Source organism: Flavobacteriales bacterium, assembly GCA_016716605.1.
Taxonomy (GTDB): Bacteria; Bacteroidota; Bacteroidia; order Flavobacteriales_F; family PHOS-HE28; genus PHOS-HE28.
The window spans coordinates 1,816,803-1,834,098 of the sequence record JADJWA010000001.1 but is presented as its reverse complement, the minus strand read 5'-3'; the positions used below and the strand labels follow the sequence as shown (position 1 = coordinate 1,834,098).

12 protein-coding genes and 1 pseudogene are annotated in these 17,296 nt (G+C 60.9%); 9 read left to right on the top strand and 4 right to left on the bottom strand.

Annotation, left to right across the window (positions count from 1 at the left end; genetic code table 11):
• Positions 1-189: 189 nt before the first annotated feature.
• The 4 genes and pseudogenes from IPM12_07315 to IPM12_07300 all read right to left on the bottom strand — a co-directional run bounded on the left by IPM12_07315 (position 190) and on the right by IPM12_07300 (position 5,741).
• Positions 190-1,545 carry a pyridoxal-phosphate dependent enzyme gene (locus IPM12_07315; GenBank protein ID MBK9147613.1) on the bottom strand — a complete coding sequence of 452 codons (1,356 nt, stop codon included), beginning with the start codon at positions 1,543-1,545 and terminating at the stop codon, positions 190-192.
• A 127-nt stretch (positions 1,546-1,672) separates the two neighbouring features.
• Positions 1,673-2,956, bottom strand: coding sequence for a UDP-N-acetylmuramoyl-tripeptide--D-alanyl-D-alanine ligase (gene murF, locus IPM12_07310; protein ID MBK9147612.1), 1,284 nt, complete (start codon positions 2,954-2,956; stop codon positions 1,673-1,675).
• A gap of 672 nt (positions 2,957-3,628) precedes the next feature.
• Positions 3,629-4,780, bottom strand: a pseudogene (locus IPM12_07305) (SUMF1/EgtB/PvdO family nonheme iron enzyme).
• A 31-nt stretch (positions 4,781-4,811) separates the two neighbouring features.
• Complete coding sequence (locus IPM12_07300) at positions 4,812-5,741, bottom strand: type IX secretion system membrane protein PorP/SprF (GenBank protein MBK9147611.1); 930 nt, start codon at positions 5,739-5,741, stop codon at positions 4,812-4,814.
• A gap of 225 nt (positions 5,742-5,966) precedes the next feature.
• Between IPM12_07300 and porU the strand changes: the two genes are divergently transcribed.
• The 9 genes from porU to IPM12_07255 all read left to right on the top strand — a co-directional run bounded on the left by porU (position 5,967) and on the right by IPM12_07255 (position 17,283).
• Positions 5,967-9,878, top strand: a complete 3,912-nt coding sequence (gene porU, locus IPM12_07295) for a type IX secretion system sortase PorU (GenBank protein MBK9147610.1) — start codon at positions 5,967-5,969, stop codon at positions 9,876-9,878.
• A 53-nt stretch (positions 9,879-9,931) separates the two neighbouring features.
• Positions 9,932-11,221: a type IX secretion system outer membrane channel protein PorV gene (gene porV, locus IPM12_07290; GenBank protein MBK9147609.1), complete on the top strand. Its 1,290-nt coding sequence runs from the start codon at positions 9,932-9,934 to the stop codon at positions 11,219-11,221.
• On the top strand, positions 11,221-11,733 hold the full coding sequence (locus IPM12_07285; GenBank protein ID MBK9147608.1) for a 2-C-methyl-D-erythritol 2,4-cyclodiphosphate synthase: 513 nt from the start codon (positions 11,221-11,223) through the stop codon (positions 11,731-11,733). Before porV ends, IPM12_07285 begins: the two co-directional genes overlap by 1 nt.
• 22 nt (positions 11,734-11,755) lie before the next feature.
• Positions 11,756-12,661, top strand: coding sequence for an SDR family oxidoreductase (locus IPM12_07280; GenBank protein MBK9147607.1), 906 nt, complete (start codon positions 11,756-11,758; stop codon positions 12,659-12,661).
• A 103-nt stretch (positions 12,662-12,764) separates the two neighbouring features.
• Positions 12,765-14,456 carry a sodium-dependent transporter gene (locus IPM12_07275; GenBank protein MBK9147606.1) on the top strand — a complete coding sequence of 564 codons (1,692 nt, stop codon included), beginning with the start codon at positions 12,765-12,767 and terminating at the stop codon, positions 14,454-14,456.
• A gap of 5 nt (positions 14,457-14,461) precedes the next feature.
• Positions 14,462-14,605 (top strand): hypothetical protein, encoded by a 144-nt coding sequence (locus IPM12_07270; protein ID MBK9147605.1) that lies wholly within the window; start codon positions 14,462-14,464, stop codon positions 14,603-14,605.
• A 10-nt stretch (positions 14,606-14,615) separates the two neighbouring features.
• Positions 14,616-15,602, top strand: a complete 987-nt coding sequence (locus IPM12_07265) for a helix-hairpin-helix domain-containing protein (GenBank protein MBK9147604.1) — start codon at positions 14,616-14,618, stop codon at positions 15,600-15,602.
• The gene (locus IPM12_07260; GenBank protein ID MBK9147603.1) at positions 15,599-16,132 is read left to right on the top strand and encodes an adenine phosphoribosyltransferase; all 534 of its coding nucleotides are present in this window, start codon (positions 15,599-15,601) and stop codon (positions 16,130-16,132) included. The genes IPM12_07265 and IPM12_07260 overlap by 4 nt, the downstream gene beginning before the upstream one ends.
• A gap of 5 nt (positions 16,133-16,137) precedes the next feature.
• Positions 16,138-17,283: an acyl-CoA dehydrogenase family protein gene (locus IPM12_07255; protein MBK9147602.1), complete on the top strand. Its 1,146-nt coding sequence runs from the start codon at positions 16,138-16,140 to the stop codon at positions 17,281-17,283.
• Positions 17,284-17,296: the final 13 nt, after the last annotated feature.

Here is a 17,296-nt window from a genome sequence, read left to right as displayed (position 1 = left end):
CGCTCACCTTTCAATGGGTGCCGGTCCAGGAAATCCTTGTGCATCCTGCCCCGGTCGCGGTAATCACCTTCGAGCCATGCCGCCCGATTGAAAGGTGCGGACTCCGATTCACATCCGGCATGGAAGAGCGACCCCGCAAAAAGAGCAGCGATCGTCCCAGCAGAGCGCCAATCAAGCATTGCCTATTGGCTATTTCAGCTTCCCGATGATGTCCTGCTTCGTGATTATCCCATAGCCGTTCATCTGTTTCACCAGCACCGCCGGGCTTCCATTCCCAAGACGTTTGGCCACATCCTCCAACGTGGCATCGAGGCCGATCACGGGCAGAGCAGGGCCCATCACCACGCGGGCTTTCTGGTGGCGCACTTCTGCGTCCTCCAGGATCGCATCGAAGAGTCGCGCATCGGTGATGGTGCCAACGGGCTTGCCGCCTTCGAATACCGGCAGCTGGTCGATGTTGTGCTTGCGCATCTTTTCGATGGCGCTAAGCACGGGCTCATCGGCTTCGACGCTGAGCAACTGGAGGTCCTTGCCCTTGAGCAGGTCACCGGCGGTGGGCTTCTCCTCCACGAGGAAGCCGCGCTCGCGCATCCAGTCGTCGTTGAACATTTTACCGACGTAGCGCGTGCCGTGGTCGTGGAAGATCACCACCACCACTTCACCCTTCTTGAAGTTGTCCTTCAGCTGCAGCAAACCGGCCATCGCGCTGCCCGCGCTGTTCCCCACGAAAATGCCTTCGTCCTTCACAATCTTCCGAGTGAAGATGGCGGCGTCCCGGTCAGTCACTTTCTCGAAGTGGTCGATCAGGTCCATGTTCACGTTCGCCGGAACGAAGTCCTCCCCGATGCCTTCCGTGATGTACGGGTAGATCTCGTTCTTGTCGAAGATCCCGGTCTCCTTCAGCTTCTTGAAGACCGAGCCATAAGTGTCGATCCCCCACGCTTTCAGCTTGGGGTTCTTTTCCTTCAGGAAGCGCGCCGTGCCGCAGATGGTGCCGCCAGTACCCACACCCACCACGAGGTGATCGATCTTGCCGCTGGTCTGCTCCCAGATCTCCGGGCCGGTGCTCTCATAATGCGCCTGTGCATTGCTCGGATTATCGTACTGGTTGGCCTTCCAGCTGTTCGGCGTTTCATTCACCAAGCGCGAAGAGACCGAGTAATAGGACCGGGGGTCTTCGGGATCCACATTCGTTGGGCACACGATCACCTCCGCGCCGAAGGCCCGCAGGATGTCCACTTTTTCGCGGCTCTGCTTGTCCGTGGTGGTGAAGATGCACTTGTAGCCCTTGATGATGGCTGCGATGGCCAGGCCCATGCCGGTGTTGCCGCTCGTACCCTCGATGATGGTGCCGCCGGGCTTCAGCAGGCCGGCTTTCTCCGCGTCCTCGATCATCTTGATCGCCATGCGATCCTTGATGCTATTTCCGGGGTTGAAGGTCTCAACCTTGGCTAGCACGGTGGCGGCGACGTCCTTCGTGATCTTGTTCAGCCGCACCATGGGCGTATTGCCGATGGTGGTGAGGATGTTCTCATGGATCTTCATCGGGACGAAGGTAGGCGGCACAGAAAAGCCCTGCTCCGACCGCATCAGCGCTGAACTCCATTCCATTGCGCAGATCACCCGCTACGACTTGCAGGGTCGCAGCGCTTCGCCTAATGGGCCAACGGCTTCAGAGTGCTGTGAGCAGCTGCTCCAGCCGCAGGCCCCTCGAACCCTTCAGCAGGATGAGCTTGCCTGTTGGCCCTGCGTTCGACCATGCATTCAGCAAAGCCCCTGCATCGGAATGCGCGCCATCGGCCACGCGGCCGTAGATCGGACCTACGAGGATAACCGGCAACCTGAGCTGATCGCAGAGATGAATGATTCGCGCGTGCTCATCGGGGCCCTCCGGGCCGAGCTCAAGCATGTCGCCGAGCACGGCGAGCTTAGGGCGGTCGGCCTGCATTGCAGCGAAGTTCCGCAGCGCAGCCTCCACGCTGGTCGGGTTTGCATTGTAGGCGTCGAGGATAACCTGGTTCCGTTCGGTCTCGATCCATTGCGATCGGTTATTGCCGGGCTCATACCGCTCCAGCGCTTGCACGATCGCTTGATCCGTTGCGCCGAAAGTCCGCCCCACCGCCACCGCCGCGAGCGCGTTCGGCAGGTTGTAGGCACCGACGAGCCGTGTGCGCGCTTCCTTCCTTCCGCCGCCCGTTCCGAGGAACCAAAGGGCAAGCCGGGCCCCCGCATCAAGCAGCCCGCCGCGCACCTGGCATTCGCCGGTCCCGTATCCGATCCGATTCGGCACCCCGGCCAGATTCTCGACCAGCAACGCATCATCCGCATTCACAAAGGCAGTCCCACGGCGCTCCGCCAGCCATCGGTATAGCTCCGTCTTGGTGCGCAACACGCCTTCGGGGCCGCCGAAGCCCTCGAGGTGCGCCTTGCCGATGTTCGTGATAAGACCGTGGGTCGGCTCAGCGATCGCGGCCAGTTCACTGATGTCGCCAGGTTTGCTCGCACCCATCTCAATCACCGCGAAAGCATGGTCGGGCCTAAGGCGCAACAGGGTGAGCGGCACACCGATGTGGTTATTCAGGTTGCCTTCGGTGGCAAGCGTGCGGCCTTGCACCGATAACACAGCATGCACGAGCTCCTTGGTCGTGGTCTTGCCGTTCGATCCGGTGATGGCCAGCACCGGAATGTTGAATTGCCGGCGATGATGCCGAGCAAGCTTCTGCAAGGCGCTGAGCGTGTCCGTGACCAGCAGGTAGCGGTCATCCTTGGCATGTACAGGGTCATCAACCACAGCGCAGCGAGCGCCTTTGGCGATTGCTTCAGCAGCGAAGGCGTTGGCGTTGAACCGGGGCCCTTTAAGCGCGAAGAACATGGATCCGGCTGCAATGGCACGAGTGTCCGAGCTTGGCCCGGTCGAATCCAAGAAGCGGCGATGGAGCTCGTCGATGCCGGTCATGAAACAACGACCCCCGGAGGGGTCCGGGGGTCGAATGTAGGCTTGCTGTCAGGAGCGTCAGCGCTTCTTGGTATTCTCTAAGCCCTTGCGGCGCTTGTCGTCGCCGAGGCCCTTGGGGCTGCCCACACGGGTCATTGCGCAGCGGAAGCCGATCGTTGAAGTGCTCTGCCGCTCATCGAGATGGCGGCGCGTGGCCGGACCGGCCCAGTAGATGCGATCAGCCCAGGACGCGCCTTTGTAAACGCGGCTGCGGTCGTTCACCAGCGTGGTCTTCCCCCAATCGTACATGGCATTGCCCTCGAAATCCGGTGTCTCGTAATACACGCTGCTCTCCACATCGCCATCGCGGAAATCGATGTTGTCGCTCTGGCGGTAATTCCGACGGTCGATGTTCTCCTCAACGGTCACGTTCCGAACGCGCACGTCACCGGGCTGATCACTTTGGTAATCACTGATCCCTGAGAGCAGCTTGGGGCAGATCTCAAGGTCCTTGCCCTTGATGTTATCGATCATGTCCTGCACCCGCTGCATGGCTTGATCGTGCTTGCGCGTATTGGCAAACTCGATGGCCTGATCGATCTGGGTCAGCAGCTCGTCGATGAGGGCCGCTTCCTCATCAATCGCGCGTCCTTGCATGGCAAGCTGGAACTCCGTCAGGTAGTACTTAATACCATCAACATCGTAGATCACCTGATCGTGCTTGTCCTGCACGGCGCCATCGCTATTGAGGACTTTGGTCTTGAACACGTTGCCTCGGAAGGGCCGGAAATCATCCTTGTCCTCCGGGCTGAGGTTCCGGTACACGTCCATCACCCATTCGCTCACGTTGCCCGCCATGTTGTACAGGCCGTAATCGTTCGGCCAATAGCTGAAAACAGGAGCGGTCACATCAGCGTTATCGTTCAGGCTTCCGGCCACACCCATGTAATCGCCGCGGCCGCGCATGAAGTTGCCGCGGAAATCGCCATAGAAGGCGCCACCGCTCTTGCGGCTGTCATAGCGCACCCAGTGGCCGTTCCACGGATAGATGCGGCGCTCAACCACCCGCTCATCCACGGTGTTGCCAATGATCCCGTACGCGGCATACTCCCACTCCGCTTCTGTAGGCAACCGGTACCTGGGCAGCAGAACGCCATCCTCCATCTTGATGTTCCTGCGGTCCTTGTTCGGATCGAAGTCGATCACGCCATCCACCTTCTTACCGCTCTCGTACTGGCCGGCCAGATAGGCATCCGTGTTGAAATGGTCTTCATTGATCTGGCTGGTGTAGTGCTCGAAAAGGCCTTCCCGTATGAGGATGATCTCATTCACACGGTCGGTGCGCCATGCGCAGTAATCATTGGCTTGGAGCCAGTTCACCCCAACCACTGGATAATCCCTGTAGGCCGGGTGCCTGAGGTAATACTCCACAAAAGGCTCATTGAAGGCCAGCTTGCTGCGCCAGACCAAGGTATCAGGAAGCGCCTTCTTGTAGATCTCCGGGAAGTCCGCCGCGTACACGCGATCGAGCCAATAGATGTACTCGAGCCAGTAGAAGTTCGTCACCTCCACTTCATCCATGTAGAAGGAGGAGACCGTCACCGTGCGCGGGATGTGGTCCCACTCGTGGCGGAGGTCATCCGAGACCCGGCCCATGGTGAACTGACCGCCCTCGATGAGCACCAAGCCGGGTCCGTTCTCCTGGTCCTCATAGCTGGCTTTCTCGAAGCCTCCATTCTTGGAGTCATTGTAGTTCCAGCCGGTGGCGCCGCTCTTCTCGAAATTGCAGCTTGTCAGGTATGCGCTGGCCAGCAGCAGAATCCCTGTCTTCCTTGCAAGGCTCATGTGCTTGGAGTGTTTTTCGGTGTGACGCGGATCAGAACGTGGGGCAGGCCACCACGCGGAACCGCCGCTTCTTGGGCTTGCACTTGAATTGCAGCTGCATGCTCACCTCATGCGACCCGGCCGTGCGCGTGGTCAGCTTGCTGGTGGTGAGGTCGTAGCTGTATCCGAACTTGAACTTCTCGGTATGGAAGCCGATGAGCATGATGAACGAATCGCGGGTGCGGTACCAGACCCCGGCCGTGATGGGGCCGTGGTCAACGTACATGCCCAGGTTCAATTGACGGAACGCGGCTTGTTGCTGATAAAGTACGTTCGGCGAGATCTTGGTGCGCGCATCGCCGTACTTGCCGCGCATGCCCACGGGTATGGCTGCACCGGCATGCCCGGTGATCTTCATGGGGAGCCTGCTGGTGCCCACGATGAGCGACTCGTTCGGCTGGGTGAGGTGATGAACCGCGAAGCCCACGAAATAGATGTCCGTATACCCCAACAGACCAGCGCTGAAGTCCGCATTGCCCACCCGGCCTCCGCGAGGAACATCATTGGTGTTGTAGATGAAGCCCCGGCGGGGGTCGATCTGATCACCGAAGGTGAGCTTGCTCCAATCGAGCGATTTCTGGAAGTAGGTGGCCTGGAAACCGGCCTTTAGGGAGAACTTCCGCGAGATGGGCTGCTGGTAGGAGTAGATCCCGCTGACCGTGGTGGTGCTCAGCGTGCCTTGCCCGGCTTGGTCATTGGTCACGAGGAACCCGAGCCCCCCCTGCATCGCATCGATGTGCTGATCATAGCTGGCACTTGTGGTCACGAATGTGCCCGTGAGGGCGGGCCATTGGTTCCGGTAGTTGAGCACCACCCGGGGGCAGCGCGCGGTGCCGGCGAACGCCGGATTCAGGTACAGTGGATTCGCGTAGAACTGAGTGAATTGCGGATCCTGGGCCTGAACGGCAAGCCCAACCAGCATCGACCAAGCGAGTCCAACGCGCGCGCGCCAAGAAGTGCTTCTATTCATGCTCCTATTGCGGTCAAGGGCCAACTGCAAGCGCCAATTATACGGAACCCTCCCGAACCGGTTCCGAAGACCTTGGCAATATTGCTCGCCCAAGGCCGTTGGTCCCCTGCCCGAAAGCCAAGGGTCGAAGGTAGTAACTTGGTTTCGAAATGTTGAAAACCTGTTGATTGCGCCTTGATGAACACGCACCCGCGAACCACTGCCATTGCGTTGATGCTCGCCGCCTGGAGCTCAATTTCAGCCCAGCTCGATCCGTGGCGAAACCTGATCTGGGAGATGCCCGCGAAGGCTTCCACCGACCTTTCCGGAGCTGCATTGGATCAGGTTCCGGCCCTCAAGAGCGGCGAAATCGACCTCGAGAAGGACGGATTGCCTGTCCATGTTGAAGTCCTGCCGCTGAACAAGGGCTCTCGGATAGCCGGTGCACGGGTAGTTGATGCCGAGTACACGACGGTCAGCGGCGCCGAACTCCGTAAATGGCCATGGCTGAATGCGGCCGGCGTGGAACCTGAGGTGCATGCCCGGGTAAGCTATCAGCGCAAGCAGCCGCACCTCCTGATCTCAGTAGTGCCATTCAGGCGGAATCCGAATACCGGATCACCGGAGCGGCTTCAGCGTTTCCGATATGAATGGGTAGAGTCCAATGAGGCGCGGAGCGGCTCGCGCAAGAACGACTACCCCGATCATTCGATGCTGCAAACAGGGGATTGGTACAGATTCACCGTGGCGAAGGATGGCGTGTACAGGATCACTTACGATTTCCTACGCCAATTGGGCGTGAACGTATCTGGTTTGGCCAGTGATCAGCTGAATGTGTATGGCAACAACCAGGGGCTCCTCCCTTTCGTGAATAGCATTCCGGTGCCCACCGACCTGAAGACCCACGCGGTGGAGGTGGTGGATGGCGGTGACGGATCCTTCGGATCGGGGGACTACCTCTTGTTCTATGCCAATGGGCCACTGCGCTGGACCCAGAACGGAGACCTGTTCAGCCACACCAAGCATGTCTACACGGATTCTGCCACGTACTTCATCGGCATCGATGTTGAGCCGCCGGTCCGCATCGCAACGGTGATCTCTACCGACGATGCGCCGACACAGACCGTTACCCGGTTCAACGAACGCCAGGTGATCGACCGGGACTTGGTGAATCTGATCAAGAGCGGCCGCACGTGGTTCGCAGAGGCTTACGACCTGGTCACCACATACTCATACGGTTTCGATGTGCCCAACCTTGCAGCCGATGTGCCCGTGACACTCGATGTCTGCGTCGCCGCTCGCACCTACAACAGCGGCAGCGTACAGAATTACAGCTCGTTCAGCATCAACTCCACCAGCGGATTCTCGGGGACGCTTCAGGTGCAAGGCATCACCAACAGCCCCACCGGCGCAGTGGCCCGCGAGGCCTGCCAGACCTTCACATGGAATTCGGGCGGGAACAACCTGCCGATCACGGTCACCTTCAATAAGTTCGATCCTGTGAGCTCCGTGGGATGGATGAATTACCTGCGCCTCAACTGCGTGCGCGAACTGCGCATGAGCGGCGATCAGCTGCCATTCCGGTCGCTCGCATCAGTTGGCCCGGGCGAGGTGAGCGATTTCGTGATCGATCAGGCGCAGCAAGCCCAGCGGATCTGGGACATTACCGACCCTGCAAGCCCCTTGGCGGTGCAGTATGCAACCACGGGCAACCAGAAAACATTCAGGCTCGCCACGGAGAGCCTCCGGGAATTCATCGCCTTCCGCGACGCGAACTACCTGAGCCCCACCGTGGTCGGGCGGGTGCCGAACCAGGACCTCCACGCCACAACGTTGCCTACCGACCTGGTGATCGTGAGCCCTCAGTCGTTCCTGACGCAAGCGCAGCGTGTGGCAGACCGGCGCATTAGCGAGGGCTTGACCGTGAAGGTCGTTACCCCGCAGCAGGTATTCAACGAATTCTCCGGCGGCATGCGAGACGCTACGGCCATCAAACGCTACATGCGGATGCTTTACGACCGGGCGGGCGACGACGCTCCTGAACTGCTTCCACGCTACTTATTGCTCTTCGGCGATGGCTCGTACAACAACATATCGATGAGCGCCAGCAACCAGAACATCATCCCGAGCTACCAGACTGCTGATGCCGTTGACTTTTCGAAATCATACACTTCCGACGACTACTTCGGCCTGCTCGATGAGAATGAAGGTGAAGGCACGGGCGACCTGGTGGACATCGGCGTGGGCCGCATCATCACGCACACCGCAGAACAGGCCCGCCAGGTAGTGGACAAGATCCTGGGCTATGACGCGCTGCGCGGCATCCCGACCACCGGCGGCAGCTGCGGCAACGATGGCGATGGCGGAATCGCGGATTGGCGCACGCATGTGCTCTTCGTGAGCGACGACCAGACCGGCGATGGCTTCGAGGGCGTGATTCACATGGATCAGAGTGATTCCCTCGCGCGCCGCGTGGACCGCGAGCATCCGAACCTGAACGTGGACAAGATCTACCTTGACGCCTACCAGCAAGTGGCCACTCCGGGCGGCCAGCGCTATCCGCAAGCCACGATAGACCTGCGCGACAAAGTGCAGAAAGGCGCTTTGGTGGTGAATTACATCGGCCATGGCGGCGAGGTGGGCTGGGCGCACGAGCGCCTGCTCGACAACACCACCATCCTGGAATGGTCGAACAAGGACCGCTTGCCGATCTTCATGACCGCCACCTGCGAATTCAGCCGCTGGGACGATCCAGGCCGCACCTCCGCCGGCGAATTCGTACTGCTCAATCCGAGCGGTGGCGGGGTGGCCTTGATGACCACCACGCGCCTGGCTTACTCCAGCCAGAACTTCAAGCTGGCCAACTTCTACTACGACCACATCTTCGAGCCCTTGGACGAGCTCGGTCGCGAAGCCCGCATCGGCGATGCCTTCAGGTACACCAAGCGCGACATCGCCACCGAACAGCCCAACCTGCGCAATCATCGCAACTTCAGCCTGCTCGGCGACCCCAGCATGCGCATGGCCAATCCTCGCAAGCGCATTGAGATCACCGCGCTCTCCGATACGCTCGGCCAACCGATCGACACGCTCAAGGCGCTCAGCGTGGTGCGTATCACCGGATTCGTTGACGATGGCAATGGGCAGCCGATGCAGGATTTCAATGGCGTTGTGGTGCCCATCGTGTATGACAAGCAAACCTCACAGAACACCCTTTCCAACGATGGTGGCGGGCCATTCGCCTTCAAGGTGCGCAAGAATGTGATCTACCGAGGCCGCGCTTCCGTTACCAATGGCAGCTTCAGCTTCACCTTCGTGGTGCCCAAGGACATTAATTACCAGTTCGGCAAGGGGCGCGTGGCCTGTTACGCGGAGAGCCTCTCAGACAACGCCAGTGGCTACGACAACGACCCCATCGTGGGCGGCACCTCCGATGATGCCCCGCTCGATGGCACAGGCCCACGGATCGAGGTGTACCTGAACGATGAGCGCTTCGTGCGCGGGGGGATCACCAATGAAACGCCCTTGCTCTTCGCGAAGATCTTCGATGAGAACGGCATCAACACCGTGGGCTCCAGCATCGGACACGACCTGTTGGCCACACTGGACGAGAACACCGAGCAGGCCATCGTGCTCAACGACCTTTATGAGTCGGATATGGACACCTACAAGAGCGGCCAGGTGCGCTACCGCTTCGGCAAGCTCGCCGATGGCCCCCACACCCTCACCGTGAAGGCTTGGGACACGCACAATAACAGCAGTGAGAAGAGCACTGAATTCGTGGTGGCCTCCAGCGCGGAGCTGGCCCTTGCGCACGTGCTCAACTACCCCAATCCTTTCACTACGCGCACCGAGTTCTACTTCGAGCACAATCGCCCGTGCAACACGCTCGAGGCCCAGGTCCAGGTGTTCACCGTGAGCGGACGATTGGTGAAGACCTTGAACCGCCGCCTCACCTGTGATGGATTCCGCACCGAACCCCTCGCTTGGGACGGCCGCGACGACTTCGGCGACAACCTCGGGCGCGGGGTTTATGTGTACCGCCTCAGCGTGGCCGCCCCCGATGGCGCCAAGGCCGAGCAATTCGAGAAACTCGTGATCCTCCGCTGACCCGCCAAGCCCTGCACCGCCAGTATATTCGCACCGCTTTCCACGACCGCACGATGATTCTCCGCTCCCTCCATAAGCCGCTGCTCGCCGCACCGTTGCTCCTGCTCTCGGCTCGCGCTTCTTCCCAGAACAACGCCTGCGTGAACCAGATCAATGGCCGTGACTGCAAGGAGGGCAACATGAACACCATCACCACGGCGGTACCCTTCCTGATGATCAGCGTGGACAGCCGCGCGGGCGGCATGGGCGATGCGGGGGTAGCGGTGTCGCCGGATGCGAACTCGATCCACTGGAACCCCTCGAAGCTCGCCTTCGCGGACAAGGAGGGCGAGTTCAGCATCAGCTACAGCCCATGGCTGCGCAAGCTGGTGCCCGACATGAGCCTGGCGTACGTGACCGGCTACAAGAAGCTCGCGAACGATCGCAGCGCCATCGGCGGCAGCCTGCGCTACTTCAACTTGGGCAGCATCACCTTCACGGACATCAATGGCAGCACCATCCGCGAGTTCAAACCGGCCGAGTTCGCCATTGATGTGGCCTTCGCGCAGAAGTTCAGTGACTACTTCGGAGGCGGCATCGCGATCCGCTACATCAACAGCAACCTGACCGGCGGCATCAGCGTGCAGGGCGCCAACAGCAAGGCGGGGCAGAGCGTGGCGGCCGATGTGAGCTTCTTCTACCAGAAGCCGGAGATACAACTCGGCGAGAAGGACGCCACCTTCGCATTCGGCCTCAATGTGAGCAACGTGGGCGCCAAGATGAGCTATACCTCATCGGCCAACAAGGACTTCATCCCCATCAACCTACGCCTCGGGCCTGCGCTCACCGTGAACCTCGATGAGTACAACAGCCTCACCGTGAACATCGACGCCAATAAGCTCCTGGTGCCCACCCCGCCGATCTACGATCCCAAGGAGAGAGATCCAGCCACCGGTGAGTTCCTGGTGGCCAGCGGCCGCAATCCTAACGTGGGCGTGGCCGAAGGCATCTTCGGCAGTTTCAGCGATGCACCCGGCTTCGGTGAATGGAACGCGGACAGCTCGGCCTACACGGTCTATGAAGGCAGCAAGCGCCGCGAGGAATTGCAGGAGATCAACCTGGCCGGCGGCCTCGAGTACTGGTACGACAAGCAGTTCGCTTTCCGCGCGGGCTACTTCCACGAGCACTTCAATAAGGGCAACCGGCAGTACTTCACTGTGGGATTGGGCCTGCGCTACAGCAAGTTCGCCCTCGACATGAGCTACCTGATCGCCAACCAGCAACGCAGCCCGCTGGCCAACACGCTCCGCTTCACGCTGGGCTTCGTGTTCGATGGCAAGGGCTCCAAGAAGAAGGCCGGTTGATGGCCCCATCGGGCAGCCTCCCCTACCGCATCGGCTTCGGTTACGACGCGCACCAACTAGTGGTCGGCCGAGAGCTTTGGCTGGGCGGAGTGCGGATCGATCATGAAAGCGGCCTCGATGGCCACAGCGATGCAGACGTGCTCTTGCATGCCTTGTGCGATGCATTGCTCGGCGCCGTTGGCCTCGGCGACATCGGCCAGCATTTCCCCAACACCGATGCTACCTGGAAAGGGGCAGATAGCAAGCGCCTGCTCGAAGCCGTGGTGAAGCTCCTGCACGACAGAGGCTGGCGGGTGGGCAACGTGGACTGCACGCTGGTGATGGAGCGCCCGAAAGTGATGCCCCATGCGGCTTCGATGCGTGCCGCTATTGCGCCTTTGCTCCATGTTGCTGAAGATGCCGTGAGCATCAAGGCCACCACCAACGAACAGATGGGTTTCGTGGGCCGTGAAGAAGGCGCCTGTGCCTATGCCGTGGCGATGGTGCACCGTTCGGAAGCGGTGAGCGGATAGTTTCGCCGCTCATTCATTCCCCATGCGCATTCTCGTTACAGGATCGAACGGCCTGCTCGGTCAGAAACTCGTAGACGCCTTGCGCGACGATGCGGCCGTTGAGCTGTTCGCCACCGGACGCGGACCGGACCGCACGCCCGATCCGCTCGGCAATCGCTACCATGCGGTTGATTACACCATCCGGTCCGATGTGGATCGCGTATTCGAAGCAACGCGTCCCGATGCGGTGATCCACGGCGCGGCCATGACCAATGTGGATGCCTGTGAGACCGATCCGGAAGCGTGCCGATTGCAGAACATCACCGCGACGCATCACCTGATCGAGGCGGCCAAGCGGCATGGCAGCCACTTCATCTTCCTGAGCACCGACTTCATCTTCGATGGGATGAATGGCCCCTACCGCGAAGACGATGCGCCGGCTCCGCTCAGTGTCTATGGACACAGCAAGCTGGATGGCGAGCGTCTCGTGATGTCCTCAGGCCTCGCGAAGTGGAGCATCGCGCGCACCATCATCGTGTTCGGTGTGGCCCCAGGGCTGAGCCGGAGCAATGTGGTCCTTTGGGCGAAATCAGCCTTGGAGAAAGGCCAGTCGATAAAGGTGGTGGACGATCAATGGCGGATGCCTACGCTGGCTGAGGATCTCGCTGATGGCTGCATCCGCATCGCCAAGCAAAGCGCCACCGGCATCTACCACCTAAGCGGCCCGGATGGCATGAGCATCCTCGAACTCGTTCAGCGGGTTGGCGCCTTCTTCAAGCTCGAAACCTCGGTGGTGACCCCGGTGAAGAGCGACACCTTGGGCCAGCCGGCCAAGCGGCCACCGAAGACAGGCTTCGTGATCGATAAAGCGCGGAGCGAATTGGGCTGGAACCCGCGAAGCTTCGAAGAAGGGCTCGCCTTGGTGGAAGCGCAGCTCGCGCGCGGTTAGCGGACCGGAACGGTTGCCAACCATTCGCGGATCGGCAGCTAGGCAACAGGAACGAACAACCTAAGCGCTGGCCGACTACATTGGCCAACCTCAATCCTCTTGCATGGCGATCACTCCGAAAGAAGCGTGGGGCACGCGCGTGGGCCTTATCCTGGCGATGGCCGGCAATGCCGTAGGCCTGGGCAACTTCCTGCGCTTCCCTGTGCAGGCGGTGAACAACGGGGGCGGCGCATTCATCATTCCCTACCTCGTGTGCTTCCTGCTCATGGGCATACCGCTGCTCTGGATCGAGTGGAGCATGGGCCGCTTCGGCGGGCGCAGCAACAACCACAGCACGCCCTTCATCCTCGATACGATGACCAAGCGCGCGTTCTGGAAGTACTTCGGCGTCTTCGGCATATTCACCAACATCGCCGTGGCGGCGTACTACTGCTACATCGAGAGCTGGACCATGAGCTATGTATGGCACAGCATCGCCGGCACCTTCGATGGCCTTAGCCAAACGCAGGTGGCGCAGTTCTTCCGCAGCTACCTGGATGTGAGCAGCAGCCACACCGGGATCCCTTATGAAGCGGTGGTGTTCTACGTGCTCTGCTTGCTCCTGAACACCTGGATCCTTTCACGCGGCCTGCGCGGTGTGGAGCGCGCGGCGCAGATCGGCATGCCCCTGCTCATCCTCTTCGGGATCTTCCTCGCCATGCGCGGAATCACCCTGGGCACCAGCGGGGCCAGCACCGAAGTGCCCGGTGCGAGCGCATGGGACGGCCTCAACTTCCTGTGGACGCCGCAATTCGACAGCCTGAGCAATCCCAGCGTGTGGCTGGCAGCTGCCGGCCAGATCTTCTTCACCCTGAGCGTAGGCATGGGCACCATCCATTGCTATGCGGCTTATGTGCGGAGCAAGGACGACATCGCGCTCAATGCCGTCAGCGCCGGGTTCACCAACGAATTCGTGGAGGTGGTGCTGGGCAGCATGATCGTGATCCCGATCGCCGCCGGCTACCTCGGGCTCGACTGGGTGAAGCAGAACGCGGGCTTCGGCATGGCCTTCCAGACCATGCCCTTCCTCTTCGAGAAATGGGGGCCTTTCCTGAGCATGGCCGCAGGGGTGATGTGGTTCGGCCTGCTCTTCTTCGCGGGCATCACCAGTTCCTTGGCCATGGGAACCCCATGGATGGGTTTCATGCGCGATGAATTCGGATGGAGCCGAAACAAGGGAGCGTTGAGCTTCGGGGCCATTGTGCTCGCCCTCGGCCTGCCCACCGTGCTCATTTACCAAGTGGGCGCCAATGGCGCCGTGAACCAGGTCGTCTTCGACCAGTATGACTATTGGGCGGGCACCGTGGCGCTGGTCGTCTTCGCGCTTGCCGAGACCGTGCTCTTCGCATGGGTCTTCGGCATCGACAAGGGCTGGAAGGAACTCATGAGCGGCGCGGACCTGAAGGTGCCGACGATCTACAAGTTCATCATCAAGTACATCACACCGGCCATGCTGCTGGTCGTATTCCTCGGCTCGCTGTTCACCCCTGCCGGCAACGAATGGGGCGCCGCGCTCACAGGCCTGTTCTCCGGTGAAGGCTGGACCCTCGACAACGGCTCCATCATCAAGACCATCGGCAATGCGGGCCTGCACGATCAGCTAGCCGCCACCACGGATCCCGCCGGAATCGACGCCTTGAAGGACCAGCTGTTCTATACCAACGCCGCGCGGCTCATCCTCTTCGCCACATTCGCCGGGCTCGCCGTGCTGGTGTACCTCGCTGGCGCACGACGGCTCCGGTCAACCAAATCCTGATGGCCATGAACAGCCAAGCACTCTCCCTCATGCTGATCACGCAGCTCACCGTGGTCGCCATCACTGGCTACTTCTTCTATCGCGTGCTCACCACCAAACCCAAGCCTGAGCCGGACAGCTACGCGGAGAACGACGACGTCCCGCGCTGAAGACCTCGCCATGGCCTCCCCTCAAGACCGAGAGCAGGAGCGGCAGGCGTTCGCGAACAGGCCCTTCACGGCGCAACTGAAGGACTTGCTCCACCTGCATAAGGCCGAGCGGCGAGGCACCGCATTCATGATGGCGCTGATTCTTGCTGCAGCCGGCTCGTTCTACTATTACCGCCTGCACTATGTCCCAGGCACAGCCGATCTCGAGCCGGCGCGCCTTCAAATGGAGGTCTGGCTCGCAGCACGCGACTCGGCGGACGATGCAGCAGGACCAGCGGTGCTCGACCCCTTCCCCTTCGACCCGAACACCATAAGCATCGATGACTGGCAGCGGCTGGGGCTCACCGCGAAGCAAGCCGCATCCATCGAGCGTTACCGCGCCAAGGGCGGCCGCTTCCGATCGAAGTCCGATGTGGCCCGGATGTACACGATCAAGCCCGAACTCTATGCCCGGCTGGAGCCGTTCATCCTCCTGCCCGACAGCGCGCCGGAGCGGGAGCGATACCAGCCACGGTCCGCATGGCCCAAGCGCGACAGCGCAAGGACTTACCCTCCCCGCCAACGCGAATCACACGAGGCGCCGAGTGGCTTCGCCAAGCTCGAAGTGAACAGCGCCGATACGAACGCCTTGATCGCGCTGCCCGGCATCGGGCCAGCATTCGCGCGCGGCATCACCAAGTACCGTGAAGGCCTAGGCGGCTACCACTCCCTCGATCAGCTCGCCGAGGTGTACATCCTCAAAGACAAGCCCGACGCCGTCGAACGGCTGAAAGAGCTGCTCGTGGTGGACACGCTCCTCATCCGCCGCATCCCCCTGAACACATGCACCGCGGAGGACCTCGCCGCGCATCCCTACATCCGGTGGAAGCTGGCCAAGCCCATCGTTGCCTACCGCCAACAACACGGGCCGTTCAAGGAAATAGCCGCCATCAAAGGCCTGCACCTGATCGACGAGGGCCTCTACCGTAAACTTGCGCCCTACCTCAGCGTGGAGTGAGCGCCCTGCAGCAACGCCTCGAGGCCGCCATACGGGCGGTGCCCGATTTCCCGAGGCCCGGCATCCTCTTCCGCGACATCACTCCTGTTCTCGAGGACCCGCTGCTCTGCCGCGCCATCACCGAAGGCTTCCGAGAGCGCTTGCAGGACGTGCCCATCGATGCCATCGTGGGAATTGAGAGCCGTGGCTTCCTCTTCGGGATGCCACTGGCGCTCGCGCTAGGGGTGCCCTTCCTCACCGTACGCAAGAAAGGAAAGCTCCCTTGGAAGACCGTGAGCCACAAGTATGACCTGGAGTACGGCAGCGCGGAAGTGGAGATGCACATCGACAGCGTGAAGCCCGGCATGCGCGTCCTGGTGCATGATGATCTCCTAGCAACAGGCGGCACAGCTACAGCGGCCGCTGAGCTGGTGCGCATGCAGGGCGGAACCCTGGCCGGCTTCTCCTTCCTGATTGAATTGAGCTTCCTGCACGGCATGCGCAAACTCGAATCATACAATACCAAGGTGGTTACCTTGCTCACCTACTGACACCGATGGAATTCGCCACTACCGAGAGCCAGACCATGATCGCACAAGCAGTGCGCGACCTGTGTGAGCGCGAGCTGCGCCCGAATCTGATGGACTGGGACGAGAGCCAGCACTTCCCGAAGGACCTCTTCCGGAACCACTTCGGCCCCGCCGGCATGCTGGGCGTACTGGTGCCGGAGGAATACGGTGGTGCAGGCCTAGGCTACTATGAGTACATCAGCACCATCGTGGAGGTCGCCAAGATCTGCGGCAGCGTGGGCCTGAGCGTGGCCGCGCACAACAGCCTCTGCACGGGCCACATCCTCTATTTCGCAAACGAAGAGCAGAAGCGCCGCTGGCTGCCCAAGCTCGCCACCGGCGAGTGGATCGGTGCTTGGGCGCTCACCGAGCCCAACACCGGCAGCGACGCCATGCGCATGAAGTGCACGGCTCGGAAAGAAGGCAGTGAATGGGTGCTCAACGGCACCAAATGCTGGATCACTCACGGCATCAGCAGCGATGCTGTAGTCGTGATCGCGCGCACCGGCGAACTGCTCGACAGCAAGGGGATGACCGCCTTCGTGGTGGAACGCGGCACCCCGGGACTGAAGGCCGGCAAGAAAGAGAACAAGCTGGGCATGCGCGCCAGCGAGACCGCCGAAGTGATCTTCGAGGAGTGCCGCGTGCCCGAAGCGAATGTGCTCGGCAACGTGGGAGAAGGTTTTCAGCAAGCGATGAAGATCCTCGACGGTGGCCGCATCAGCATCGCAGCACTCAGCCTGGGCATCGCCAAGGGAGCTTATGAGGCGAGCGTGAAGTACGCCAAGGAGCGAGAGCAGTTCGGCCAGCCCATCGCGAACTTCCAAGCCATCGCCTTCAAGCTCGCTGATATGGCCACGCGCATTGAGGCCGCCGAGCTGCTCACCCTGCAAGCCGCCGATCTCAAGAACCGCGGCAAGAAGATGACCAAGGAAAGCGCCATGGCGAAGTACTACGCCAGCGAAGTAGCCGTATGGGCCAGCAACGAGGCCGTGCAGATCCACGGCGGCTATGGCTACACCAAGGATTTCCCGGTGGAGAAGTTCTACCGAGATAGCAAGCTCTGCACGATCGGCGAAGGAACAAGCGAGATTCAGAAGCTGGTGATCAGCCGGCAGGTACTGAAGGGCTGAGGGCTTCAACGTC

Coding starts and splice junctions, on each gene's coding strand:
- IPM12_07315 (MBK9147613.1), bottom strand. CDS start 1,545: ATGAAGATCCATGAGAACATCCTCACCACCATCGGCAATACGCCCATG.
- murF (MBK9147612.1), bottom strand. CDS start 2,956: ATGACCGGCATCGACGAGCTCCATCGCCGCTTCTTGGATTCGACCGGG.
- IPM12_07300 (MBK9147611.1), bottom strand. CDS start 5,741: ATGCTGGTTGGGCTTGCCGTTCAGGCCCAGGATCCGCAATTCACTCAG.
- porU (MBK9147610.1), top strand. CDS start 5,967: ATGAACACGCACCCGCGAACCACTGCCATTGCGTTGATGCTCGCCGCC.
- porV (MBK9147609.1), top strand. CDS start 9,932: ATGATTCTCCGCTCCCTCCATAAGCCGCTGCTCGCCGCACCGTTGCTC.
- IPM12_07285 (MBK9147608.1), top strand. CDS start 11,221: ATGGCCCCATCGGGCAGCCTCCCCTACCGCATCGGCTTCGGTTACGAC.
- IPM12_07280 (MBK9147607.1), top strand. CDS start 11,756: ATGCGCATTCTCGTTACAGGATCGAACGGCCTGCTCGGTCAGAAACTC.
- IPM12_07275 (MBK9147606.1), top strand. CDS start 12,765: ATGGCGATCACTCCGAAAGAAGCGTGGGGCACGCGCGTGGGCCTTATC.
- IPM12_07270 (MBK9147605.1), top strand. CDS start 14,462: ATGAACAGCCAAGCACTCTCCCTCATGCTGATCACGCAGCTCACCGTG.
- IPM12_07265 (MBK9147604.1), top strand. CDS start 14,616: ATGGCCTCCCCTCAAGACCGAGAGCAGGAGCGGCAGGCGTTCGCGAAC.
- IPM12_07255 (MBK9147602.1), top strand. CDS start 16,138: ATGGAATTCGCCACTACCGAGAGCCAGACCATGATCGCACAAGCAGTG.